The organism is Dyella sp. AtDHG13, assembly GCF_003201105.1.
GTDB lineage: Bacteria > Pseudomonadota > Gammaproteobacteria > Xanthomonadales > Rhodanobacteraceae > Dyella > Dyella jiangningensis_B.
Map to the genome: position 1 here is coordinate 1 of NZ_QICJ01000015.1, position 24,099 is coordinate 24,099.

23 protein-coding genes are annotated in these 24,099 nt (G+C 65.4%); 11 read left to right on the plus strand and 12 right to left on the minus strand.

The features are described from left to right. Positions 1-92 precede the first annotated feature (92 nt). The 6 genes from pcp to pxpB are packed head-to-tail and all read right to left on the minus strand — an operon-like array spanning position 93 to position 4,983. Positions 93-743, minus strand: coding sequence for a pyroglutamyl-peptidase I (gene pcp, locus BDW41_RS20250; protein WP_074551969.1), 651 nt, complete (start codon positions 741-743; stop codon positions 93-95). A gap of 29 nt (positions 744-772) precedes the next feature. Continuing rightward, positions 773-1,741, minus strand: a complete 969-nt coding sequence (locus BDW41_RS20255; RefSeq protein ID WP_074551968.1) for a DUF979 family protein — start codon at positions 1,739-1,741, stop codon at positions 773-775. 2 nt (positions 1,742-1,743) lie between these two features. Then, entirely contained in the window at positions 1,744-2,436 is a 693-nt protein-coding gene (locus tag BDW41_RS20260; RefSeq protein WP_074551967.1) for a DUF969 domain-containing protein, read from the minus strand. Next, positions 2,433-3,224, minus strand: a complete 792-nt coding sequence (locus BDW41_RS20265; RefSeq protein WP_074551966.1) for a 5-oxoprolinase subunit PxpA — start codon at positions 3,222-3,224, stop codon at positions 2,433-2,435. Before BDW41_RS20265 ends, BDW41_RS20260 begins: the two co-directional genes overlap by 4 nt. Next, a complete protein-coding gene (locus tag BDW41_RS20270) occupies positions 3,221-4,204 on the minus strand; it encodes a biotin-dependent carboxyltransferase family protein (RefSeq protein ID WP_074551965.1) in 984 nt (327 codons plus the stop codon). Before BDW41_RS20270 ends, BDW41_RS20265 begins: the two co-directional genes overlap by 4 nt. Further along, positions 4,201-4,983, minus strand: coding sequence for a 5-oxoprolinase subunit PxpB (gene pxpB / locus BDW41_RS20275; RefSeq protein ID WP_233496962.1), 783 nt, complete (start codon positions 4,981-4,983; stop codon positions 4,201-4,203). Before pxpB ends, BDW41_RS20270 begins: the two co-directional genes overlap by 4 nt. 500 nt (positions 4,984-5,483) lie before the next feature. On the opposite strand from pxpB, the gene glk reads away from it, so the two are divergent. The 6 genes from glk (at position 5,484) to BDW41_RS23250 (ending at position 15,295) form a co-directional block, all read left to right on the plus strand. Beyond that, on the plus strand, positions 5,484-6,506 hold the full coding sequence (glk, locus tag BDW41_RS20280; RefSeq protein ID WP_074551964.1) for a glucokinase: 1,023 nt from the start codon (positions 5,484-5,486) through the stop codon (positions 6,504-6,506). A gap of 125 nt (positions 6,507-6,631) precedes the next feature. Next, positions 6,632-9,403: a TonB-dependent receptor gene (locus tag BDW41_RS20285; RefSeq protein WP_074551963.1), complete on the plus strand. Its 2,772-nt coding sequence runs from the start codon at positions 6,632-6,634 to the stop codon at positions 9,401-9,403. Between the two features lie 104 nt (positions 9,404-9,507). Continuing rightward, positions 9,508-11,340 (plus strand): glycoside hydrolase family 9 protein, encoded by a 1,833-nt coding sequence (locus BDW41_RS20290; protein WP_074551962.1) that lies wholly within the window; start codon positions 9,508-9,510, stop codon positions 11,338-11,340. Positions 11,341-11,371: 31 nt separating this feature from the next. Continuing rightward, a complete protein-coding gene (locus BDW41_RS20295; protein ID WP_074551961.1) occupies positions 11,372-13,672 on the plus strand; it encodes a family 20 glycosylhydrolase in 2,301 nt (766 codons plus the stop codon). 5 nt (positions 13,673-13,677) lie between these two features. Next, complete coding sequence (locus tag BDW41_RS20300) at positions 13,678-14,742, plus strand: heparan-alpha-glucosaminide N-acetyltransferase domain-containing protein (RefSeq protein WP_074551960.1); 1,065 nt, start codon at positions 13,678-13,680, stop codon at positions 14,740-14,742. Positions 14,743-14,977: 235 nt separating this feature from the next. Continuing rightward, entirely contained in the window at positions 14,978-15,295 is a 318-nt protein-coding gene (locus tag BDW41_RS23250; RefSeq protein ID WP_146217394.1) for a hypothetical protein, read from the plus strand. Positions 15,296-15,448: 153 nt separating this feature from the next. Here BDW41_RS23250 and BDW41_RS20310 read toward each other — a convergent pair whose 3' ends face one another. The 4 genes from BDW41_RS20310 to BDW41_RS20325 form a co-directional block, all read right to left on the minus strand. Beyond that, entirely contained in the window at positions 15,449-15,805 is a 357-nt protein-coding gene (locus BDW41_RS20310) for a DUF1428 domain-containing protein (protein WP_074551958.1), read from the minus strand. A gap of 157 nt (positions 15,806-15,962) precedes the next feature. Then, positions 15,963-16,271, minus strand: a complete 309-nt coding sequence (locus BDW41_RS20315) for a hypothetical protein (protein ID WP_074551957.1) — start codon at positions 16,269-16,271, stop codon at positions 15,963-15,965. Between the two features lie 23 nt (positions 16,272-16,294). Next, positions 16,295-16,642 (minus strand): hypothetical protein, encoded by a 348-nt coding sequence (locus tag BDW41_RS20320; protein WP_074551956.1) that lies wholly within the window; start codon positions 16,640-16,642, stop codon positions 16,295-16,297. 77 nt (positions 16,643-16,719) lie between these two features. Next, on the minus strand, positions 16,720-17,406 hold the full coding sequence (locus BDW41_RS20325) for an SUKH-4 family immunity protein (protein ID WP_083337803.1): 687 nt from the start codon (positions 17,404-17,406) through the stop codon (positions 16,720-16,722). Positions 17,407-17,444: 38 nt separating this feature from the next. Between BDW41_RS20325 and BDW41_RS23255 the strand changes: the two genes are divergently transcribed. From BDW41_RS23255 to BDW41_RS23875, 3 genes are all read left to right on the plus strand, one after another. After that, complete coding sequence (locus BDW41_RS23255; protein WP_146217395.1) at positions 17,445-18,008, plus strand: hypothetical protein; 564 nt, start codon at positions 17,445-17,447, stop codon at positions 18,006-18,008. 60 nt (positions 18,009-18,068) lie between these two features. After that, positions 18,069-18,728 carry a hypothetical protein gene (locus tag BDW41_RS20330; RefSeq protein ID WP_074551954.1) on the plus strand — a complete coding sequence of 220 codons (660 nt, stop codon included), beginning with the start codon at positions 18,069-18,071 and terminating at the stop codon, positions 18,726-18,728. Positions 18,729-19,358: 630 nt separating this feature from the next. Further along, positions 19,359-19,487, plus strand: coding sequence for a hypothetical protein (locus BDW41_RS23875; RefSeq protein ID WP_255412987.1), 129 nt, complete (start codon positions 19,359-19,361; stop codon positions 19,485-19,487). A 22-nt stretch (positions 19,488-19,509) separates the two neighbouring features. On the opposite strand, the gene gcvA is transcribed toward BDW41_RS23875, so the two are convergent. Continuing rightward, positions 19,510-20,385 (minus strand): transcriptional regulator GcvA, encoded by an 876-nt coding sequence (gcvA, locus tag BDW41_RS20335; RefSeq protein WP_074551953.1) that lies wholly within the window; start codon positions 20,383-20,385, stop codon positions 19,510-19,512. On the opposite strand from gcvA, the gene BDW41_RS20340 reads away from it, so the two are divergent. Next, on the plus strand, positions 20,363-21,499 hold the full coding sequence (locus BDW41_RS20340) for an alpha/beta hydrolase (protein WP_083337802.1): 1,137 nt from the start codon (positions 20,363-20,365) through the stop codon (positions 21,497-21,499). The two genes, gcvA and BDW41_RS20340, sit on opposite strands and share 23 nt — an antisense overlap. A 30-nt stretch (positions 21,500-21,529) precedes the next feature. Here the strand turns inward: BDW41_RS20340 and BDW41_RS20345 are convergent, their stop codons facing one another. After that, positions 21,530-23,014, minus strand: a complete 1,485-nt coding sequence (locus BDW41_RS20345; RefSeq protein ID WP_074551951.1) for an HD domain-containing phosphohydrolase — start codon at positions 23,012-23,014, stop codon at positions 21,530-21,532. Positions 23,015-23,181: 167 nt separating this feature from the next. On the opposite strand from BDW41_RS20345, the gene BDW41_RS20350 reads away from it, so the two are divergent. Further along, a complete protein-coding gene (locus BDW41_RS20350) occupies positions 23,182-23,961 on the plus strand; it encodes an alpha/beta hydrolase (protein ID WP_199535399.1) in 780 nt (259 codons plus the stop codon). The last annotated feature ends 138 nt before the right edge of the window (positions 23,962-24,099 follow it).

The following is a 24,099-nucleotide window of genomic DNA, read 5'->3' on the forward strand; positions in this document are numbered from 1 at the left end:
GATCAAGGAACCCTTGCCAACCCATCACCGAGCGATAAGCTCGCAACCTTGGACTCTACGAAATAGGTTTTGGCCCTAAGCCCGGGGGCAGGTCACAGCGTGCCAGCGCCCATCCGCTCGTCCACACGCTGCGTGGCTGCCACCTCGAGCGCGATGGTGAGTGCGCGCACCACGTCGTCCTTGCTCATGCTTGGCGCATTCGGGAAGCGCGCCGCCTGCGAGGGCAGGTAGGGAATATGGATGAAGCCTGCGCGCAGGTCGCGATGCGGGGCGGCCAGGTGCAGCATCAGGTAGGCGACGTGGTTGCACACGAAGGTGCCCGCCGTGTTCGACAGCTCCGCCGGCAGGCCCTGCGCCAGCAGCGCCTTGAGCATGGCCTTGACCGGCAGGGTGCTGAAGTACGCCGCGGGGCCGCCGGCCACCACGGCCTCATCGATGGGTTGCTCGCCGGCGTTGTCCGGGATGCGCGCATCCTGCACGTTGATGGCCACGCGCTCGATGGAGAGCCGGCTGCGTCCGCCGGCCTGGCCGACGCCCAGCAGGATCGCCGGCCGTACCTCGTCCACCATGAGCGACAGCTCGCGCTGCGAATCGGCGAATGCGGTGGGCAGCAGGCGCGACACCACGAGGTGCCCGCCGATGTGCTTGCCGTCCAGCTCGCGCACGGCTTCCCACGAGGGGTTGATGTCTTCGTTGCCGAACGGCGTGAAGCCGGTGAGCAGGATGCGCGGTGGTTTCGTCATGGGCAAAGCTCTCGTGTCATGCGGCGTGCTCAGCGGAACACCAGCGCCCACATGGCGAGGAAAGTGGCGGCGAAAATGCCCGCCGCGCTCCAGGCCTGGGCGCGGATTACGCCGTAAGGGTTGCGCAATTCCAGTAGGGCCGCGGGCACCAGGTTGTAGTCGGCGGCCATGGGCGTGAGCAGCGTGCCGCAATAGCCGCACAGCATGCCCATGGAGCCAAGGATGGCTGGATGCGCGCCATAGCGATGCACCAGCAGCGGCAGGCCGATGCCCGCCATCATCACCGGGAACGCGGCGAACGCATTGCCCATGATCACGGTGAACAGCACCATGCCCAGCGCGAACACCAGCAGGCAGAGGAAGGCATTGCCTTCGGGCAGGATCATCTGCGCCAGCGCGGCGATGGCGGCGCCGACGCCGCTCTGCGTGAACACTTCGCCCAGCGCGGCCAGCAGCAGCGGCAGCAGCGCCGCCCAGCCGATGGCGTCGAGCAGGCGGCGGCCTTCCGATACGCCTTGAAGCACCGGCGCCTGCGCCACGCGCGCTGCCGCGAGCAGGGCGATCACGCAGGCCAGCATCAGGCCGGTCAAGGTCATCTGCGGTTTGGCTAACAATGCATGGCCGCCGATCGACAGGTGCTCGCCGACCAGCGCGACGACCAGCGTGACCAGCGGAATCAATAGCGCCGGCACGAACAGCTTGTGGCCGAGCCGCAGCGCGGAAGCCAGTCGCGCCGACGCGCTCGCCGTTTCCGGATGGGCCTTGCGGCGCATGCGCGGCGCGATCAGGGCCAGCGCGATCACCACGCAACCCGCCAGTTGCGCGGGCAGGGCGTTGCCGGCCTTCTGCGCGGCGAGCACCGCGTCGCCACCGGCGAACAGCAGGCCGAGCAAGCCCCAGAACGCCGCGCAATAGAACTGTCGCTCGCCAGCCTTGCGCCAGGACGTGTAGAACAGGAAGGCCGCGATCAGCCAGTAGGCGTATTCGATGCGCAGCATGCTCAGCCCTCCTGTGCGTTGCGCGCCGATGCGCGGCGCTGCAGCCGGCGCTGGAACAGCCAGATGCGCACCGACTGGATCACGAATGCAGCGATGGCCGTGGGCAAGGCCCACAGAGCAATCGACAGCGGCGTCAGGTCGATGCCGTGCTGGGCGTAGAAACCCTGGATCAGCAGCACCGCGCCGAGGGCGATGAACACGTCCTCGCCGAAAAAGCGGCCGATATTGTCGGTGGCCGCGGCGACGGCGCGTACCTCGTCGCGGTCGGCGGCGTCGAGTTCGGGATGGATCTTTTCCGCCGCCGCCTCGCCCATCGGCGCCAGCAGCGGGCGCACCGTCTGCGCTGCGCCGGCCACGCCGGTCAAGCCGAACATGGCCAACGCTTCGCGCACCAGCAGGTAGCCGATCAGCAACCGCGCCAGGGTCATGCCGCGCAATCGTCCCATCCATTGCTGCGCGTGTTCGCGCAGGCCCGCATGTTCGAGCAGGCCAATGGCGGGCAGGGTGAGCACGAACATCAGCAGCATGCGCGAGGACACGAAGCTCTTGCCCAGCAAGGCCAGCAGATCCGGCACGTGCAAACCGGCCAGCAGTCCGCTGACCAGCGCCGCGCCGACCACCACCGGCACCGGATTGAAGCGCAGGGCGAAGCCGATGACGATCACCGCCACCCCCAACAGCGGCCAGTAGTTCATGCGCGATGCTCCGTGGCGTGCGGCGCCGCGATGCCGATGTCGGCCGCTTCCAGCGCGGCGCGCAATTGCCGCGCAAAGGCGACCGCATGCGCGCCGTCGCCATGCACGCACAAGGTATCGACCTGCAAGGCGATGACGCTGCCATCGACGGCGCGCACCTGTCCTTCGCGCGCCATGGCCATCGCCTGGGCAATCGCCTCGTCGCTTTCCTGGATCACCGCGTCGGGCTCGCGCCGCGGTTGCAGCGAGCCATCGGATCGATAGCGGCGGTCGGCAAACGCTTCGGACGCCACCGCCAATCCCAGCGCGACGCCGGCATCGACGAGGGCGGAATTCGCCAGCCCGAACAGGCGCAGCGTGGGATCGAAATCGTGCACGGCGCGCGCGATGGCCGCGGCCAGCGCCGCGTCGCGCGCAGCCATGTTGTACAGCGCGCCGTGCGGCTTGACGTGGCGCAGGCGCGTGCCGGCGGCTTGCGCGAAGCCGTGCAGCGCGCCGATCTGATAGAGGGTGAGTGCATAGGCTTCGTTGGGCGTCACCGCCATCTCGCGCCGGCCGAAACCCTGCAGGTCAGGCAGCGAAACATGGGCGCCGATGGCGACATCGTGCTGCACGGCCATCGCGACGGTGCCGCGCATGATGTCGGGGTCGCCACCATGGAAGCCGCAGGCGATGTTGGCCGAGCTGACGATGGCGAGCAGCGCCGCGTCGTCGCCCATGCGCCAGGCGCCGAAGGATTCGCCCAGGTCGCTGTTGATGTCGATGGTCTTGGCGAAGCGGTTTTTCATGGCGATTCCAGCCGTTGGGCGATGCGTCGTATCAGTTGTTGCAGCGCGTCGTTCCGCGCGCGCAGGCGTTGCAGGGCGTCGTCCATGGCGATGGTCTCGAAGCATACGGCATCGCCCGGCCGGCGCTGCGCGATGCGCGGCAAGTCCACCACCGCGAGCTGGCCGATGCGCGGATAGCCGCCCGTCACCGGTGCCTCGGCCAGCAGCAGGATCGGCTGTCCCGATGGCGGCAATTGCAGCGTGCCGGGCAGGGTGGCTTCGGAGATCAGTTCGAGTGGATGCGACAGCTGCAGCGGCGCGCCATCCATGCGACAGCCGGTGCGATTGCTGTCCTTGCTCACCGCGAAGCGCTGCGTGAACAGCGCGCGCTGCGATGGCACATCCAGTGCGTCGTAATGATGGCCGCGCAGCAAGGCCAGCGGCGCGCGTGCATAGTCGAGCCACGGTTGCGGATCGAGCCCCCAGCGCAACGCCTGCACGGTGCGCCGCGAGCGGAACCATGGCGCGTGTTCCGCGTTTCCCGTATCGATGACGTCACCCGCCTGCAAGGCGCGTCCGTCCAGCGGGCCGGTGCGCGCGTGCAGGTCGGTGCTGCGGCTGCCCAGCACCGGCGCGACGGCAAAGCCGCCGCGAATGGCGAGGTAACTGCGGCAGCCGTGGCGCATGCCGCCCAGGCGCAGCGGCGTACCGGCCGGCAGGAAACAGGTGGTCCACGGCGGCAGCGGCTGGCCATCCGCGCGTGCATCGATGATGCCGCCGGTAAGCGCCACCACCGCGTCGCGCTGCAAGCGCAGCGTGGGGCCGGCCAGCGTGATCTCCAGCGCCGCTTCGTTCGCGTCGTTGCCGACCAGGGCATTGGCCAGGCGCCAGGCGGGTTCGTCCATCACGCCCGCGCGCCCCAGCCCCAGGTGTGCGTAGCCGCTGCGGCCGCCGTCCTGCAGGCTGCTGAGCAGGCCGGGTTTGATGACCTCGACACTCATGGCGTCACGCCCGCTTCCGCGGCGAACTGCCGGTACGTGTCTTCATCGATAGGCTGAAAGCGCACGTGGTCGCCGGGTAGCAGCCGCGACGGTGGATCGGCGTCGAGGTCGAACAGCCGCAGCGGCGTGCGGCCGAGTACATGCCAGCCGCCCGGCAGCGCCTGCGGATAGATGCCGGTCTGCAACCCGCCAATCGCAATGCTGCCGGCCGGCACGCTGATGCGCGGCTGGCTGCGGCGCGGCATGGCGAGGGCAGGATCGAGCCCGAGCAGATACGGGAAGCCCGGCGCAAAGCCCAGCATGGCCACGCGGTAGGTCGGCGCGCTGTGGCGTGCGATCACTTCGTCCGTCGACAGGCGCGCATGGGCGGCGATGTCGGCCAGGTCCATGCCGGCGTACCACACCGGCACTGTCACTTCGCGCGCGACGACGTTGGTCGACGCATCCTTCCGCCATGCCGCCTCGATCGCTGCGCGCAGGCGTTCCGCGGTCAACGGGCCGCCGTGCGCTTCCCATTCCGCAAGGTCGACACGCAGCAGCAGGCTCGCATACGCAGGCACGCATTCGACGTGAGGCAGATGCGCGCGCAGCCGCGCGGCGGCCTCGTGCACGCGCGCATTCACGGTGGCGTCGATGGTGTCGCCGAAGCGCCATAGCCAGGCGCCTTCCGCGAGCGCTTCAAGGCGGATGTCGGACGGCATGCCGGTCATGGCGTCGCCGTCCGCGCGCGCCGGGGCGGGTGATGGATCGTGCGGGTCGGCGCCAGGGGGGTGCGTCATCGTGGTGGACCATCGCGTGTTCGCGGGGAGTGTTGCAGAACGGCCCGCGTTTGCCGATCCGCGCGCAGGCGCTTCATATGGCCCGAGCACATCGCCGGAGCGCGAGCCTGCATCGGAAAATTCCGGACGAGTTGATGGCCTAACGTTGTCAATCCGCGACGCAGTCACCTGCCTGGGCAGCTGTAACAAGGCCGGAAATCCCCCCTTTCGGACTGCCATTTGGCCGCATCGGGTCATGGCTCAACATCGTTGTCGTGGCGCATTGCGAAATGGCCTATTCGTCGCCCATAAACGACAAAAGATGCATGACAAACAATGAATTACATGAAAACGAGGCGCGGGCAAAACGGCCCGCCTCAACGCCGCATGCTGCCCTGCCGCACAGGTCTTTCCTGCACATGACTTGTGGATTGTTGACAACGTTGTCAGGCATTACCCAGACTCGGCCATCATGGATCGCGTTCACAGGAACGTGACACGAGGATGACGAGGGGATCGCAGTGGTCGAAGGGGTCAGCCACAGCGCACGCGAGTTCCTGGCGAACGAAGCCATGTTTCTCGCTGCGGACGTCGGAGGCACGCATGCCCGCATCGGGCTGGTGAGTCGCCAGCCGGACGGCTCGCGCCCGGTGACGGTGTTGCAGTACCACCGCTATGCCTGCGCCGAGTGGCCGAGCCTCACGGCCGTGCTGCAGGACTTCGTCGGCCAGCTGGATCGCTCCGTGCGTGTGGACCGCTGCGCCGTCGCCAGCGCCGGCTACGTGCTGGGCGACGCCATCGTCAACGACAACCTGCCGTGGCCGGTCTCCATCCGCGATATCCGCGACAGCCTCGGCATCGAGCAGCTCGCCGTCGTCAATGATTTCGAAGCCGTGGCCTATGCCACGCAGTTCCTGAGCACGGCCGACACCACCGCCGTGATCGAAAGCGAAGCGCCGCCGGCCGAAGGCCCTGTGCTGGTGATGGGCCCGGGCACCGGCCTGGGCTCGGCGGTGCTGCTGCCGGGCCATCCGCACGCCACCGTGCTTGCCACCGAAGCCGGCCAGATCGCGCTGGCGCCGGGCAACGAACGCGAGATCGAGATACTCCGCTACCTGGCGCGCGACCGCGCCTACGTGTCGTTCGAACACGCCCTGTCGGGCCCGGGCCTGCTCAACCTGTATCGCGCGCTGTGCGCGCTGCGCGGGCAGTCGCCGGTGCTGGCGCAGCCGGCGCAGGTCACGCAGGCGGCGCTGGAGCGCAGCGACGCGGCGGCGGTGGAAGCCCTGGACGTGTTCTGCGGCCTGCTGGGCAGCTTCGTGGGCGACCTGTGCCTGCTCTACGGCGCGCGCGGCGGCGTGTTCCTCGCCGGCGGCATTCTTCCGCAGATCCGCGACGTGCTGCTGACCAGCAGCTTCCGCCAGCGCTTTTTCAACAAGGGCGTGATGCGCGCCTTTCTGCAGCAGGTTCCCGTACGACTGATGGAGCACGGCCAGCACGGTGTGATCGGTGCGGCCGGCCTGTACCTGGACGGGCATACGTAAGACCAGGGGAGAGCAACACCCGAGTAACAACCGTTGCATTGAGCCGGGCGCAAGCCCAGACCGCCACGCAGCAGCCGGACGACCCACAACTTCCGCTGCCGAAATGCCTTCGAGGGGAGGACACCATGTCACATCGCAAGACGCTTCTAGCCGCCAGCATCGTTGCCGGACTCTGTCTGTCCGGTTCGCTTTACGCGCAGACCGCCGCTCCGGCCTCCGGCCCGGCGCCGCAGTCGCAGTCGCAGTCGTCGGACCAGGCGCCTGACCAGTCCAAGGCCAAGGAGCTGGAAACCGTCACCGTCACCGGTATCCGCGCCAGCCTGCAGGCTTCGATGGACACCAAGCGCAACGCCGACGCCATCGTGGACGCCATCACGTCCGAAGACATCGGCAAGTTCCCGGCCAGCAACGTGGCCGAAGCGCTCGCCCAGGTGCCGGGCGTCACGCTCGACCGCCAGCTTGGCGCCACGCAGCGCGTGAGCATCAACGGCATGGATCCCAGCCTCAACCTGACCCTGCTCGATGGCCACCCGGTGGCCCAGGCGGTGTGGCTGTACGACGACGCGCCGAACCGCGGCTTCAACTACTCGCTGCTCGCGCCCGAAGTGGTCGGCCGCCTGGAGATCTACAAGAGCCCCGAAGCCCGCCTGCCCGAAGGCGCCCTCGGCGGCACCATCATCATGCACACGGTCAAGCCGCTCGACGTGCCGTCCAACACGGTCAGCGGTTCGTTCGGCGTGAACTACAACGACATGGTCAAGGACAGCCGTCCGTCCGGCTCGGTGTTCTACAGCTGGCACAACGACGACAAGACCTTCGGCGTCGACGTGTCCGCGCAGCACTACGAGCAGTTCCAGAACCGCCAGGGCCTGGAAAACTACGGCTACTCCTCGGTGGCCGACATCGTCAGCAAGAGCCCGGTGGCGGCGGCTGAAGTGGCGGCCGGCAAGATCAAGCTGAGCGACCAGATCCCGAACCAGATCAGCGTGTCCAACTTCCAGCAGACCGAGAAGCGCGACAGCGTCACCTCGAACGTGCAGTGGAAGCCGATGGACAACCTGAGCTTCAACCTCGGCCTGATGTACGCCCGCGACAACCTGAGCAACGTCAACCAGTCGCTGTACCCCTGGTCGCTGCACAACCCGGCCGGCATCACTTCGCTCAACGAAGGCCCGAACGGCATCATCACCAGCGGCAGCCAGGCCGGCACGCCGTGCCAGAACAACCTCAACTGCGTCAGCACGGCCGACACCTACGCCGACAACAACGCCCGCAAGTCGGTCATCACCACCAAGGGCGTGGATCTCTCCGGCGAGTACAAGGGTGACGGCTGGCGCCTGGACGGCCAGGCCGGCGTGAGCACCTCGCGCAACCCGATGCAGGCGGCCGTGAAGGAGATCTACTACGGCGGCGGCTTCGACTGGTCCATCAGCAAGGGCCCGCAGTACACCGACCCGACTACCGCCAACGACCCGAGCTACTGGGCCGACAACGGCTGGGGCGGCAACCTCGGCAAGGAGCTCTACAAGGCCAAGGACACCTACGGCCAGCTGGACTTCACCAAGGACTTCGACGGCTTCCTCAACAACATCCAGGCCGGCGTGCGCTATGCCAAGCACTGGGAAAGCCAGACGCTCAACGTCTACACCGGTCCGCAGGCGCTCACGCTCAACCAGATCGGCTTCGGCGGCCTTACCGACCTCAATGGCGCCAAGAGCCTGGGGCTGAGCCAGACGGCCATCCAGCACGTGCAGACCGCCGGCGCCAACGCCATCTTCAACGCGGTCACCAGCACGCCGGGCTTCGGTTCCACGCAGGATCCGAACTCGTACTGGGACAACACCTGGGCCACCACCCAGGAGAACGAGGCCGCCTACCTGCAGGCCAACTTCGGCACCGACACCGTGCACGGCAACCTGGGCGTGCGCTACGTGCACACCAAGAACGTCAGCAGCGGCTGGGTGATCCCGCAGCCGTGCGCCGCGGCGGACACCTGGGACTGCGCGTTCCCGAGCGGCTTCGGCTACGTCACGCAGGACAGCACGCACAACAACTGGCTGCCGTCGTTCAACATCGCCTGGAACGTCACGCCTGACGTGATCCTGCGCGGTGCCGCGTCGGAAACCCTGGCCTACGCCCCGTACAACCAGATGGCGCCGTACTTCGCCGCCAACGACACGGTGCTCACGGCCGCGGCCGGCAACCCGAACATCAAGCCGTATCGTTCGGTGAACTTCGACGGTTCGGCGGAGTGGTACTTCAATCCGGAATCGCTGGTTGCCGTGTCGTTCTTCTACAAGCACGTGCTGAACTACATCGTCAACGCGGCCACCACGGAAGAGCGCCAGAACGGTTCGTGGACCCAGCCGGGCTTCGCCACCAACGCCGCGGCGCTGGTTGCCTCGGGCGCGTGTACGGCCTCGGGCATGTGCGCCTACGACGTCACCGCACCGGTCGACGGCGGCACCGCCAAGGTCAAGGGCGGCACCATCAGCTACCAGCAGACCTACGGCTACGGCTTCGGCCTGCGTGCCAACTACACGTACTCCGACGCGTCCACCAAGTCCGGCGGCGCGCTGCCGTACAACTCCAAGAACTCGTACACGGTCGCCCCGTACTACGAGCAGGGCCCGTACAGCGCCAGCCTGGCCTACACCTACCGTTCGAGCTACCTCGCCGGTGGTTACGTGGCCGGTGCGCCGTCGACCTACATCGACGGCTTCAAGGAACTGGACGCCACCCTGGGCTACGAGATCAACAAGAACTTCTCGCTCAGCCTGAACATGCTCAACCTGCTGAACTCCAAGTACTACGCGTACCTGGGCAGCAAGACGCAGATGTCCGCGGAATACGTGACCGGCCGCCAGTACATGCTGAAGGCCAACTTCAAGTTCTGATCCCGTGTAGTACTTTTTTCTCCCCGAAACGGGCCCGGCGTGCTTGCCGGGCCCGCTTTTTCTTCGGGGGTCCGTACATCGAAACACCTGCTGGAGCCGATGGTATGAAGCCCTGTCGCCGTCTCGCGGTTGTCCCCTTGCTGCTTGCCGCCAACGCGGCCGCCGCGTCGGATGCCAAGGTGCTGGTCGACCAGGTCGGCTACGACACCGGCGCCATCAAGCAGGCCATCGTCATGGGCGCGACGGGTGCCGCCCCGCAAGCCTTTCGCGTGGTGAATGCCGACACCGGCAACGTCGTGCTGCAAGGCACGACCACGGCCACCGCACCGGTCGCGCGATGGAACGGCAGCTACGCCGTTGCCGATTTCAGCAGCGTGCGCACGCCCGGCCACTACTACGTCGAGTTGCCAATGGGCGGCCACGACGTGCGCTCGTGGACCTTCGACGTGCAGGACAACGTGCTGGAGCGCCACACGCTCTCCAACGTCGTGTATTACTTCAAGGGCCAGCGATCCAGCGGGCTCATCGACAAGGCCGACACGCATCTGGCGCATCCCGACGGCTCGCCCGGCACGCTCGACATCCACGGCGGCTGGTACGACGCCACCGGCGATTACGGCATCCACCTGTCGCACCAGAACCTCACCAGCTACTTCAATCCGCAGCAGGTGCCGCTGGCGGCGTGGAGCCTGCTGCGCACCTGGCAGCAGCTGGAAGCGCGCAAGGACAAGAACTTCCGCGAATACAACCGCCGCCTGCTCGACGAAGGCCTGTTCGGCGCCGACTTCCTCGTGCGCGACAAACGGCCGGACGGTTCGTTCTATCAATCCATCGATGGCCCCGGCCCCGGCAAGCTGCCGCAGGACCGCCTTATCGGCGACCCCAACTGGCGCACGCAGATCAAGCTGAAGCCCGGCGACCACACCGAGAACATCGAGCAGCCGGCGCACGGCCCGCACGCGTACGAAGCCAGTTTCCGCGGTGGCGGCGGCATGGCCATTGCCGCGCTGGCGCTGGCGGCGGGCACGGGCGTGGACGGCGACTTCGGCCGCCAGGATTACCTCAAGGCCGCCGAGGATGCCTACCGCTTTCTCGACGCGCACAACCGCGAGCTGATCAACGACGGCAAGGAAAACATCGTCGACGACTACTGCGCGCTGCTGGCGGCCGTGGAGCTGTACCGCGCAACGCATGACGAGGCATGGCGCAAGGCCGCCGATGGCCGTGCCGATCGTTTGATGGCGCGGCTGATCACGCACGATGGCCATCGCGACTACTGGCGCGCCGACGACGGCACGCGCCCGTTCTTCCATCCCGCCGACGCCGGGTTGCCGGTCGTCGCGCTGGTGGAATACGCCGCCATCACCGACGCCGAGCGGCAGGCGAAAGTGCGCGACACGGTGAAGCGTTCGCTGCAGGCCGAGCTTGCAGTCACGGCCGACACGAATAACCCCTTCGGCTACGCGCGGCAGCTGGTGCGCTACGGCGACGGCCGCGTGCGCACGGCGTTCTTCTTTCCGCACGACACGGAAGCCGCACCGTGGTGGCAGGGCGAGAACGCGCGCCTCGCGTCGCTGGCCGCTGCCGCGCGGCTCGCAGCACCGTTGTACGCAGGCGACGATGCCTTCCGCCGGCAGCTGCAGGCGTATGCGTGGAACCAGCTGCACTGGATCCTTGGCCGCAACCCGTATGACAGCAGCATGCTGATGGGCAGCGGTCACAACAATGCGCCGTACATGTTCTTCGACTCCTACGCGTACACCAACGCGCCCGGAGCGATCATCAACGGCATCACCTCCGGCCTCACCGACGACGACGGCATCGCCTTCGACCTGGGCTACGCCCAGACCGGCAAGGACGACGACTGGCGCTGGACCGAGCAATGGCTGCCGCACGATGCGTGGTATCTGTTCGCCATCAGCCTTCCCCATGATTAAGGCAACACTGAACGTTGCAGCGAGAACCCTGATGAAGAAGACACGCTACGCGCTCGCCCTTGCCCTGTGCGGCATCACCGCCTTCGCCCACGGCGCGGCGCCGGTGAACCTGATCCCCATGCCGGCACAGCTCAGCGTCTCCGGCGACACCTTCACTGTCAGCGCGCAGACGCCCATCGTGGTCGACGGCAGCGACGCCGACGCGCGCCGCACGGCGGAATACCTGGCCTCGCTTACCGCGCACACGCGCCACCTGCAGTTGCAGGTGAAAACCGGCGCGCCGGAGAACGGCGCCATCGTGCTCAAGCGCGATCCGCAGGCGCCGGTGGCGAACGAGGAAGGCTATGCGCTCGACGTCACGCCGCAAGGCATCCGCGTGGTCGCCCGCGACGAGGCCGGCCTGTTCTACGGCGCCATCACCGCGTGGCAGCTGCTTACGCCCGCACCCGGCGAAGGCGACGTGCACGTGCAGCCTGTGCATATCCGCGACCAGCCGCGCTTCGCGTGGCGCGGCCTGATGCTCGACTCCGCGCGCCACTTCCAGACGCCCGACGAAGTGCGCACGCTGATCGACCAGATGGCCCAGCACAAACTCAACGTGCTGCACTGGCACCTTGCCGACGACCAGGGCTGGCGCATCGAGATAAAGCGCTATCCGGACCTCACGCGCATCGGCGCATGGCGCACGCCGCCCACCACCGGCAAGCAGCCCGCGCCCAAGCCCTACGGCGGCTTCTATACGCAGGACGACATCCGCGCCGTGGTGGCCTATGCCGCCGAGCGGCACATCACCGTGGTGCCGGAGATCGACATGCCCGGCCATGCGCAGGCGGCCATCGCCTCCTACCCGGAGCTGGGCGTCACCGGCACGCGTCCGCCGGTATCTGCGGATTGGGGCGTGAACCCGTACCTCTACAACGTCGACGACCACACCATTGAGTTCCTGCACAACGTGCTGGACGAGGTGATGGCGCTGTTCCCGTCCACCTATATCCACGTGGGCGGCGACGAGGCGGTGAAGGACCAGTGGAAAGCCTCCGCCGCCGTGCAGGCGCGCATGCGTGCGCTGAACATCAAGACCGAAGACGCCATGCAAAGCTGGTTCATCGAACAGATGGGCAAGTACCTCGCCGCGCACAATCGCCGGCTGATCGGCTGGGACGAAATCCTCGAAGGCGGCGTGCCGCCCAGCGCCACCGTGATGTCGTGGCGCGGCACCAAGGGCGCCATCGATGCGGCCAAGCTCGGCCACGACGTGGTGCTGGCGCCTGCGCCGCAGCTTTACATGGATTCCATGCAAAGCGACCGCGCGGACGAAACCACCGGCCGCCTGCCGTCGATGTCGCTGCAGAGCTACTACACGTTTGAAGCGGTGCCCAAGGAACTGAACGCCGCGCAGGCCAAGCACGTGCTCGGCATGCAGGCCACGATTTTCACCGAGCACATGCCCACGATGCGCCATGTGGAGTACGCGGCCTTCCCGCGCATGGATGCCTTGGCCGAAGCGGCATGGACGCCGGTGAAGGTGCGCGACTGGCACGGTTTCCTCGAGCGCATGCCGTCGCAGCTCGCGCGTTATCGCGTGCAGGACATCGCCTATGCCGACAGCGCCTTCGCGCCGTCCATCGACGTGGATCGCAACGCCGCCATCGCCAGCGGCCGCGCCAGCGTCACGCTGTCCAACCAGGCCAGGTTCGGCAACGTGCACTACACCATCGACGGCAGCGAGCCGAGCGCGTCCTCGCCGCTGTACGTGCGCCCGTTCAACGTGAACCTGCCCACCACCGTCAAGGCCGTGGCCCTGGCCGACGACGGTACGCCGCTGGCCGCCGCGCGCACGCGCGTGCTCGACCTGCCTTCGCTGCGCACGCGCGGCACCGGCGAGCTGGAGAACTGCGCGGGCAGCGATTTCCGCCTGCGCGTGCAGCCCACGCCGGACGCCACCAGCATGGCGCCCACCTACCTCATCAACGTGTTCGACAACTGCCGCGTCTACAAGGCGGCGAAGCTCGACGGCATCGCCGGCATCCGCGTGGATACCGCCACCTTGCCGCGCAACTACGCACTGGCGCACGACGCCAAGCTGGTGGTGTCGCACAAGGCAAGCACGCCGCAGGGCGAACTGGTCGTGCATCTGGACAGCTGCAAGGGCAGGGAAGTCGCCTCGCTGCCACTGCCCGCCGATGCGCCGGCCACCTTCACCTTGCAGGGCGCGCTGGCGAAGCAGGCCGGCACGCATGACCTGTGCCTGGTGTTCACCTCGCCAATCACCGGCCCCATCTGGGGCGTGGGCGCGGTGACGCTGTTGCCGGCGGACAAGGCCGCGCCCTGAACGCCATGCTCAAGCGCCTGGGCTCCGTCGATGCGCTGCGCGGCTGCACCGTGGCGTTGATGCTGCTGGTCAACGATCCCGGCGACTGGGTGCACACGTATTGGCCGCTGAAGCACGCGGAATGGAACGGCTGCACGCCGACGGATCTGGTGTTTCCGTTCTTCCTGTTCGTGGTCGGCGTGTCCATCGCGCTGGCCATCGGGCCGCGCGTGGAGCAGGGCGCGGATTCGCATGCGCTGATGCAGGCCGCGCTCAAGCGTGCGCTGCGCATCGTGCTGCTGGGCCTGGCCATCAACGTGATCGCGTGGCTGCTCTTGCCGGGCGCGCACCTGCGCTTGCTTGGCGTGTTGCAACGCATTGGCGTGTGTTTCGCCGGCGCGGCGCTGTTTGCGATCTACACGCCGCCGCGCGTGCAATGGGCGGCCATCGCTACGCTGCTGCTGGGCTATTGGGGCGTGCTGCTGGCCGGCGGTTCGCTGGAACCATTCGCCAATATCGCCAGCCGCACGGACTTCGCCCTTTTCGGCCACACCGTCTACCAGATCGACCCGATCACCGGCCGCGGCCACGACCCGGAAGGGCTGCTGAGCAGCTTCCCTTCGCTCGCCACCAGCCTGCTCGGCCTGCGCGCCGGCCAATGGCTGCGCCAGCGCAACACCCGCGCGTTGATGCTCTCGGGCATCGCCTGGTTGCTGCTGGGCTTGGCGTGGTCGCTGGTGTTTCCGCTCAACAAGAACCTGTGGTCGTCCTCGTTCGTGCTGTGGACGGCCGGCTGGGCCACGCTGGCCCTGCTGCTGTTCCACTGGCTGATCGACCGGCGCGGCTGGCCAGCCATCGGCCGGCGCTTCGGCGTGAACGCCGTGGCCGCCTATGCCGGCTCGGAGCTGATGCAGATCCTGCTGCCGGCGCTCGGCGTGCAGGGCCCGCTCTACCAGCACGCATTCGCCGACTGGATCACGCCGCTGGCCGGGCCGTACATCGCCTCCCTGGCCTATGCCGTTGTCTTCGTCGCGATGTGGTGGGCGGTGGTGGCGGTCATGGACCGCCGTAAGCTCTATCTCAAGCTCTGAGGCGTGCCCACCTTCACGGGCACGCCGTAGGCCTTCGCCGCACCCATCTCAAGCCCTCGCCCGGCGTGCCTGTTCCCGGCACATGGGCGTAAGCTGTGCTCGTCACCCGCGCCGTCTGCTCCATCTTCTTCCGGGCTGCGCGGGTGACCACGGCAGTGATGCCGTGAGGCGCGGGCCGCCGGTGCTACCAACACCGACGACCCGCTAACCATAACCAACTGAAGCAGAGTTGATCATGGCTAACCGCGATCATAAGGCAGGGCCACGTCCGTCGTTAGCTGACGACGGCAGCCAAACACCTTCACCGCACGACCCGGACGCTTCCGGGCTCGATCCGACACTCCCGTATGACCCGCAAACCACGGCGCTCCGCGTGCTCACGTACCTGCGTGATCGCCTGGAAAAGCGTGAATGGCTGGTCATCTCGGGCATGCCGGGCGACCCCATCGTCGGGTCGTTGACGAGTGAAATGTCGGCGGCGCTCGATATTGCCGTGCACTGCATCGAGCTGTCCGCCGGCGCGCCATCCCATCGGCGCGTCGTGAACGCTTAACCCCGCCCGTTGATCGTCCCCGTGGCGCATCGGTTCACGGGTCGATGCGCCACACCTGGGGCGATCACGGACGGGTAGATTCCCCTACACGCCACATCGCAAATCTACGCAGCGCACGCTTGCCCGCACCCGACAGCAGCCGTGCCATCGCGCCTAGGCGGGCAGGCTCACCACCGCCTTGAAGCCGCCAAAGATCATGCGCTTGCCGTCGAACGGGCAGTCGGCCGCGGCCTCCATGCGCGGGTCCTTCATGAACTTCGCCATGCCGGCATCGCGCGTGGCCTTGTCCGGCCATTCCACCCAGGAAAACACCACCGCTTCGTCCTGCTGCGCCTGTACCGCGCGGCGGAAATCGGTGAGCTTGCCATCGGGCACGTCATCGCCCCAGCACTCCACCACCCGCGTGGCCCCGTACTCCATGAAAATGGCGTCAAAGGTACGCGCATGCTCGATAAACCGCTCGCGGTTGGCATGGGGCACGGCGATCACGAAACCATCGATGTACGACATGACGCTCTCCTCGGCAGAAACGGCGACCGACAGGGCCGCCTTCACCTAAGCGACGAACGGGCGCCTGCGGGATCGACATGGGCCTTGCGGAGCATGCGGCCCGCTGGCGGCGCTGCCTTGCAACACCCGGTGACCGAAGATGCGGCCTCGTCCGCCTCTACCACCATGGCCGCACCAGCAGCGCGGCGATAGCCAGCACCAGACCCAGCAAGCCGACAAGGCGGCTGCCCCGGCCACTACGTCCCGCCGGCATGGCACGAAACGCACGATAGACGTCCGAAAGGGTTGCGTTGCTACTCACGTTGGGAAGAGCCCCAAAGACTTCGTACCATCCGAAGCACAGCATTGCGCAGGACAACAGGTAGGACCGCGGCGGTTCAAAAAGCAGCAGCGAAACAGGCCCCATCACCAGCGCGACGAAGACGCCCCAGACCTTGTTCCATGCGAGTCCGCGTTCCTTTTCCACGCCCTATCGCCCCTTCCGCATCATCAACCGAAGTGGCTGTGAATAAGCTTCACCACCGTCTGACGGTCATGCTCAATCCCCGACGAACGATATTGCTCCGTATCCCGACTCGCCCAGCCATCGATCACCCGAACACCCGCCGCGCAACCATCCAGCTTGATGGCAAAGATGTGCGCCCCCGTCCAACTGCGATGAAAGTGCAGCCAGCCATCCTCGAAGTAGATGAACCACCTGTCATCCATATCGACGGGAACATGGCCACCGCGCATGCGGGCGGCGACAGCGTCCGAGAAAATATCCGGCACATCCAGGCGTTCGCGCTTTTCGGGAGCGGGTAACGTTTTCCAGGAAGCGCGGGTGACTGGGTCCATTATTCAAAGCTCCTGCGGGTATCCGGCGATTGACCACCGATCCGAGGTCCGTTTTAGGTCGAAAGCAGACGGCTGATCTACGTCCGCTCGCTGTCGATCTCGTCCAGTTCATCGGCCCACATTGCCCCCTCATCGAGAGCCGTTGGATCGTAGGATCGCAGGTGTTCGCGCATCGTATCCACTGCCTCCCTCGGCACCTGTCCATATACGAAAGTAGAGCCGTTGCGCTTGGCGGCCTCTTGAATCATCTCGCGAAATCGCAAAAGCGTCTCGGACAGGGCCAAGACGTCCTTGTTGATATAACAAGGTCGAAAGCCATCGTCATGGTTCAGATAAACAACTGATCCTGACAGCGCTATGGCGATAGAGTCCCCGGAACCGTTGGAGCCAATGACGTAAAAGTTGCCGAATTTGCCGTCTTTCAATCGCCATAGCTGATCGACGGTTGGGAGGGGACCTGACTTGGGTGGCCGAAAGTCTAGGAAAGGCGCAACCGATGCGGGTAACCCAACATCTCGAAGGAAAGCCGCGGCCGTTGTGGACAGACCATGATGGATACCGATGTGCCTCGCCAGGCACATGTGTGGAAGCCATGGGCGCGATTTGCACCCATAACTGCTGACATCCGCCCCGCGCGTCGCCACAGCGCCAATCCGCAGCGCTTCATAAGAATACTGACACCGACAGGAGTCACTGCACTGACGAGTGCGATGAGACATCTTGCTCCAACCGTCTCTCACAGTCTGAAGAGCTCGGATGCGCATGGTTAGCGCACCAATCAAGTTCGGATATGGAGAAAGCTATGAAACTTGCGCTATTAGTAGCGGCTGGACTCGCTTTCGGCTCATGTTCTCTGAGCACATTGGCTCAAACTGCGATTACTGGCGAAAGCCAACTGGTCAATCAATTCCTGACACGCGAAAGCACGGACAACCAGCTTGCGTTACAGTTTGCACCAATACATTCCGTGCTCGATGTAAATCGGATATTGCTCTCGTCAAAGGTATCGGGAACAGCGTTCGACAAGCTCTCTCCTGCCGCCAAGCAGCGATTCCTGGCCAGTTTGACCTTCAATGAAAATGGCCTCACAGGCTTTAGCTACGCCGATATCGAGCGGGAACTAACCCCTAGCGATATCTATCAGTTGCTGAGCCTATTCGGCGTTCAACGACTGGCGCCGACCGCTTCCAAGGGGGCTCGAATCGATACCGCAACTGATGCTTTGATTCATGCGTCACCCATGACCTGCGGCCCGGGCCACACCGTGGATCCCGGCAGTGGTGGCTGTGACCACGATGGGTATCGCTGTCAGTCTCGCGGAACCTGTCTCCAAACGATGCAGGCGATCTGTACCAGTAACTGCTAATTTCCCATGGAATCGATGCACGCCGCTTCGTTGGCGTGCATCTTCAAACAGGAGTAAGCGGTGATCCGACATTTCACCAAGCATGCGCTAACGGCCAGCATGGTCTTGGCGCTGACCCTTGCCACAGGAACCGCATTGAAGGTGACGGCCGCGCCGGCATCTGTCGCCGATACAACGACCATCCAAGACGCTTACAACCAAATTAATGCGTTGAATCTCGACGCCGTCGATGTGCCGATCAAGGCGCAACGTATCGCTGCGTTGTACGAAGAAAAAATCTCGCCATTTCAAATAGCCGGAAAGCTTGCGAAATTGGGCATCGATGACCTCACTTTGATCTTCCGGGCCGCAGATACAGCTTCGTTCTACCTAGTTGAACAGCGGTACGTCACGGACATGGAGCTTGATTTGCAAGCTCTGGAGTCGCGTGGCGCAGCCAAGGACGTCGACTTTGCTGAGTTGTACGGCGCATACATAGAACTACGGCAATTCGATAAGGCAGTGAGCCTGAAAGATGCGCACCCCGGCATGACAGTTCCTGCGCTGCCCAAGCTCTCAATAATGGACATGAGCCCCGGCGAGCAAGAAGTGCTCCAGGTGTCGCCCATCGACGGCTCTGTTTCAAGTGCTCACGTTGATGTTAGTAAAGGCCCCATGATCGTCGTCGTGGGACACCCGTATTGTCATTTTTTTTTCGCAAAATGCTGTCGCGGTCATTGAAGGCAATCCAACACTCAACGACGTTTTTCGTAGACGCGCTATTTGGATCACTCCACCCTCGCGAAACCTGGACAACCAAGCCGTTCAAGAGTGGAACGACAACCACGCTTCCATCAAGTTCGATATCGCCTACTCCCGAGACTCCTGGAAAGGCATATCAACCTGGGAGACACCGGTTTTCTATTTCTATCGCGACGGAGTGTTGAAGGACACCGTGATCGGCTGGCCCAAAGGCGGAAACCTTCCCGCACTGCAGAAGGGCATGCAGTCGATCGGCATCTTGAATGCGAATGCGGCAAAAACAAGTAATTAGCATTGCCTATTCGGAGTCGGCTCAGCGGGCCTGAGCGCAGAGTTCCGCCCCATCGATACACCTGTGGAGCGAAGCCACCATACAATCGCACTCGCAGTTTCACTGGGCTCTATCTGAGCCAGTTGTTGATGTCCGCCCTGTCCGCGGAAGCGGATCCATACACCAGCGCCCAAGAGCAACCCGGTGGTCGAATGCATGCTGCCCCATCTTGCATCGATAACCAGGTGCATTAACGAAAAATGCGAATCCAACGGCTACACCAGTCACGGCGTGCGGTTTCAGTGCTCTCTCCGAGCTCCCAAGACGGGAAGCGCCCCATGGGAGTCAACCTGCGGATGGCGAATCGGGAAAGTGTCGCGTCGATTCCCATTGTGCGTCACGACGGGCTCGACACCACGGACGACCTGCCGCGGGACGGTCGTTGCGTCACCGACTATTGGTTCTGAATCGCGTTCCTTGAGGGAGCGTCTAGCCGTTCGCTTCTGCCATCAACCACACCCGGAATGCATCCATCGCCGCGGTGGCGGGTGTCGACGATGCGCGCACCAGGTAGTAGCTGCCATCGGCCTTCATGGCCTGGGAGCCGATACGCACCAGCCGGCCGGAAGCCAGCGCGTCTTGCACCAGCACGCTGCGTCCCAGCGCGATGCCTTGGCCCGACTCCGCCGCTTGCAGCAGCAGGGAGGAGTCGCTGTAGAGCGGGCCAGACGGGTTTGCTGCAAGGGCGCCGCCGATCTGGTCCTGCCAGTGGCTCCAGCTGAAGAAGTCGTCACGCAGCAGCATGTCCTGCGTCATGTCTTGCAGGCTGCGCACATTGCGCTTCTCGAGGAAGGCCGGAGACGCCACGGGGAAAACGGTTTCGTCGAAGAGTGCTTCGCACGTCAGTCCCGGCCAGTTCCCTTTGCCGTAGCGGATGGCGAAATCGACCTCGTCGGCTTCCAGGTCGATCAGGTCGGCTGTGGCGTGCAGCTTGAAGTCCACGTCGGGGTGGGCGCCGAGAAAACCGGCGAGCCTGGGCATCAGCCATCGGCTCACCAGGGATGGCGGTGCGCTGAGCGATAGCCGGTTGGTAGGCTGGCTGCGTAGCGAGCGGCCGGTGGCCGAGAGTTTCTCGAGGAACTCGGCAACGACTTCCCGCAGCATGTCGCCGGCTTTGGTGAGGGCGACGTCGCGATGGTTTCGCAGGAGCAGACGGGTGCCGTAGAACGCTTCCAGTGCGCGTATCTGGTGGCTGACCGCGCTGACGGTCAGGTGAAGTTCCTCCGCGGCCCCGGTAAAGCTTCGCAGGCGGCTGACGCTTTCGAAGGTGCGGAGCGTGTGCATGGGCGGCAAGGCGAAAGGCATGGCGTGTCCAAGGTTGAAGGGCGTTCAACGGCGCTTGAAAAAATATCGATTCACGCGGGCGCGCGCCACCCGAATACTGGCAACGCCATGGGATCAGGCCGCCTTGTCGCGAGGCGGGCACGTCGCATGGCGTTGTCACGCCCTGCCATTCCGTATGCCCGATGGAGACTATATGCGACTTGCCGTGCTTCTATCCTTCCTGCTGTTGTGCGCGTTGGCGCCGTCCTCGCAGGCCACGCCGCTGCACGAGGGTTGGCAACCCGTCGATGGTCTGCAGATCTTCTACCGCGAAGGCGGCAATCCCGACGACCCGACGGTGGTGTTTCTTCACGGGAACCCGCTGTCATCCCTCATGTACGTCGACGTGATGGAGACGTTGGCCCGTACCGGCCACGTGCATGTCATCGCCATGGACTATCCGTCCTTCGGCTACTCGGATGCGCCGGACCACCAGCGCTACGCCTATACGTTCGATCACCTCGCGCAGACGGTGGACGGCTTTCTGAAGGCGCGTCACATCACGCGCTACAGCCTTTACATGCAGGATTACGGCGTGCCCGTGGGCTTCCGCCTGATGACTATGCATCCGGACTCCATCGCCGCCGTGATGGTGCAGAACGGGGTGATTCACCTCGATGGCTTTCCTTCCGCGCAGGATCCGCAGGGAGAGCTGCGGCAGCATTGGGAGCATCGCAACGCTGCCGTGGACAGCCGCCGCGCCGCCTATGTGCGATCCCTGCCTTATCCCAGCGCCGCCGACCGGGACGACGAGGATCACGCCGGCCCGGACGCGCTGATGCAGATGACCGCCGCCGCGCAGCGACCAGGCATCATCGATGCGCGAAACGATCTGTGGTTCGACTACGGCAACAACGTGAAGCGCTACCCCGCGTGGCAATCACTGCTCAAGCGGCTGAACGTTCCGGTGCTTGTCCTGTGGGGCAACAAGGATCAGTTCTTCACCACGCCGGGCGCGTTTGCCTATAAGCGCGATGCACCGCAGGCGGAGATTCATATCCTCGACTCCACGCATTTCGCCACGCTCGATGCGCCCGATACGGTGGCTGGTCTGGTGAATGAATTTCTCGCGGCGCATCGTGATGCGTTGAAATAATCGCGGCACGCCGGTGCACCGATGCCGATGTTAAAGCAAGCCCAACTGCGTCGCCTTCAAGGTAGCCGCAGCGCGGGTGGTGCACTCCAGCTTGCGGAAGGCGCTTTCGACGTGCGTGCGCACGGTGCTGGGGCTGATGCCCAGCTTGCGCGCGGCTTCCTTGTTACTGGCGCCCAGGCTGATCCAGCGCAGCACGTCGCGTTCGCGCGGCGTCAGCAGGCTGGTCAGCGCGGCGACGGCCGGTTTGTTTCGGTTCGCGCGCGGGCCTTTGAAGAGCGCGCGCACCACATCGGCGTCGTGGCGTCCGGCGGCGGCTTCCGCCTGCATCACGGCCTGGGCGGCGCTTTCATCCATGGCTTCGCGCCAGGGCCGGGCCGCGCGCAAGGCCGCCCATGCGGTGGCTGCGGAGAGGATGCGCCCTTCGATGGGGATGTTTCCGCTCGTGGCTTCCCGGTAGTAGCCGGAGCCGTCCGGCCGTTCGTACGCATAGGACGCGATGTCGGCCTCGCCGGCCAGGCTGCCGAGTTGGCGCGCCGCGCGTCCGGACCAGTAGGGGACAAGGCGCACGCGCTCCCACTCCGGGTCCAGCAGTTTGCCGGGCGTATCCCAGACCATGTTCGGTACGGCGGCGCGGCCGATGCCATGGATAAGCGCGGCCCGGTACACCTTCTGCTGGCGGGCTTCGTCCAGTTCCAGCGCGATGGCCGTGTCCCTGGCCAGCTGCGCGACGCGCCGGGAATGCCCGGTCATCCACGGCAGTTTCAGGTCGATGACGTCGGCCAGTATTTCCAGCGACGTGGTGCGGCCAGCGAACACGTCGCCGAGCGAACAGGCGCCGCATAACGTGGGGTCGCTCTCCAGTTCCGCCAGCCAGTGCGCGGCGTTGGCGATCAGCAAGGAGGCAAGGCCGACGGAGTAGAGCACGTCGGCGCGTTGTCCGATGAGCTCGCAGGCCTGCTCGAAACCATAGAGGCGATGGAAAACGTCCAGGTCGCCGGCGAGCGATGCCATGTAGACCGAGGCGGGAATCTGCTCGCCCTGCAAACCATCCGGCGCGCCGGCGCCGTTGTAGCTTTCGAACAGATGGCGCAGCGCGAATTGCGCGGGGTCGCTGAGGCCCAGCTCCCTGGCGATGTCCCCGGAGACTTCGCAATGGATACGCGACAGCGAGTGGAACGCCGAGCCGTTCCCCTTGGTGCCGGCGCGAAAGCCGCTGCCGGGCGAGCGAATGGCAAGCAGCGCCTTGCGCGCGCTGACGTCATCGCCGACCAATCGCGCCAGCTCCGGCGCATTGGCGGTGCAGCCGGACCAGCGCAGCAGCGCGACGGTGGCTGCCTCCGCGCAGGCTTCCTCATCGGCGCCGGCCGCCTTGGCCAGTTGCCCGGCGATCCATGCGGCGCGCGGGGAGTGATCGGTGGGCTGGCCCATGGCCAGGTCGCCCACGAACGCGATCGAGCGGATCACGTCGAGCAGGGCAACGGCGGACACCTCTGCGTCAGATTGGGACAGGTTCATGGGCAGGGAGCATAGCGCCAGGGTTCTCGCCACGGCCTCGGTCATTCATCCGATGGTTTGCGCGGATACCGGCGCGCAAGCTGCGCTCCAAGGTCGACCGCACGACGTGTCCGCCTTCCGCGATGTACGTCCCGCTTCCTTTCGTCAAATAACCTTTGGAGATTCTGATGAAGATCAAAGCTTTCGGTCTCGCCGCCCTGGCCGCCATGACCCTCGCATCCGCCGCCCACGCCGCCACCGACGTGGCGCCCGCCTCCCAGGACACCATCAGGAATGTCGTGCTGGTGCACGGCGGCTTCGTGGATGGTTCCGGCTGGCAGAAGGTGTACGACATCCTCAGGAAGGACGGCTACAACGTCACCATCGTCCAGAACCCCACCACCTCGCTGCCCGACGACGTCGCCGTCACCAAGCGCGCCATTGCCCAGCAGAACGGCCCGGTGGTGCTGGTCGGGCACTCGTACGGCGGCGTGGTGGTGTCCGAAGCCGGCACCGACCCCAAGGTGCAGCGCCTGGTGTACATCGCCGCCTTTGCGCCGGATACGGGCGAGTCGGTGCAGAGCCTGATCGCCAACCCGCCGCCGGGCGCAGCGCAGCCGCCGATCCTGCCGCCGCAGGATGGCTTCCTGTTCCTGGATCGCGCGAAGTTCGCGGCCGCCTTCGCTGGCGACGTGTCCCCCGCCGAAGCCAGCTTCATGGCCGATTCGCAGGTGCCGTGGGGTGTCCAGGCGCTGGCCGGGCAGGTGACGGTGCCGGCGTGGAAGTCCAAGCCCAGCTGGTATCTGGTGACCCGCGACGACCGCATGATCCCGCAGCAGGCGCAGCACATGATGGCCAAGCGCGCAGGCGCGACAGTGGTGGAAACCGCAGGCAGCCATGCCATCTATGTCTCCAAGCCGGAAGTCGTCGCCAAGCTCATCGAGCAGGCCTCGCACGGCAAGAAGTGATCGCAGGGAAGGAGCGGGGCGCGATGGCGCTCCGCTCTCCTGTTTGGACGGCTATACCGCAAAGGGCGAATGCGCGTTTCTGCAACGCAACAAGCATCGCGCTGCGAAACCGGGTTACAGTCCAGCCGAGTTATCGGG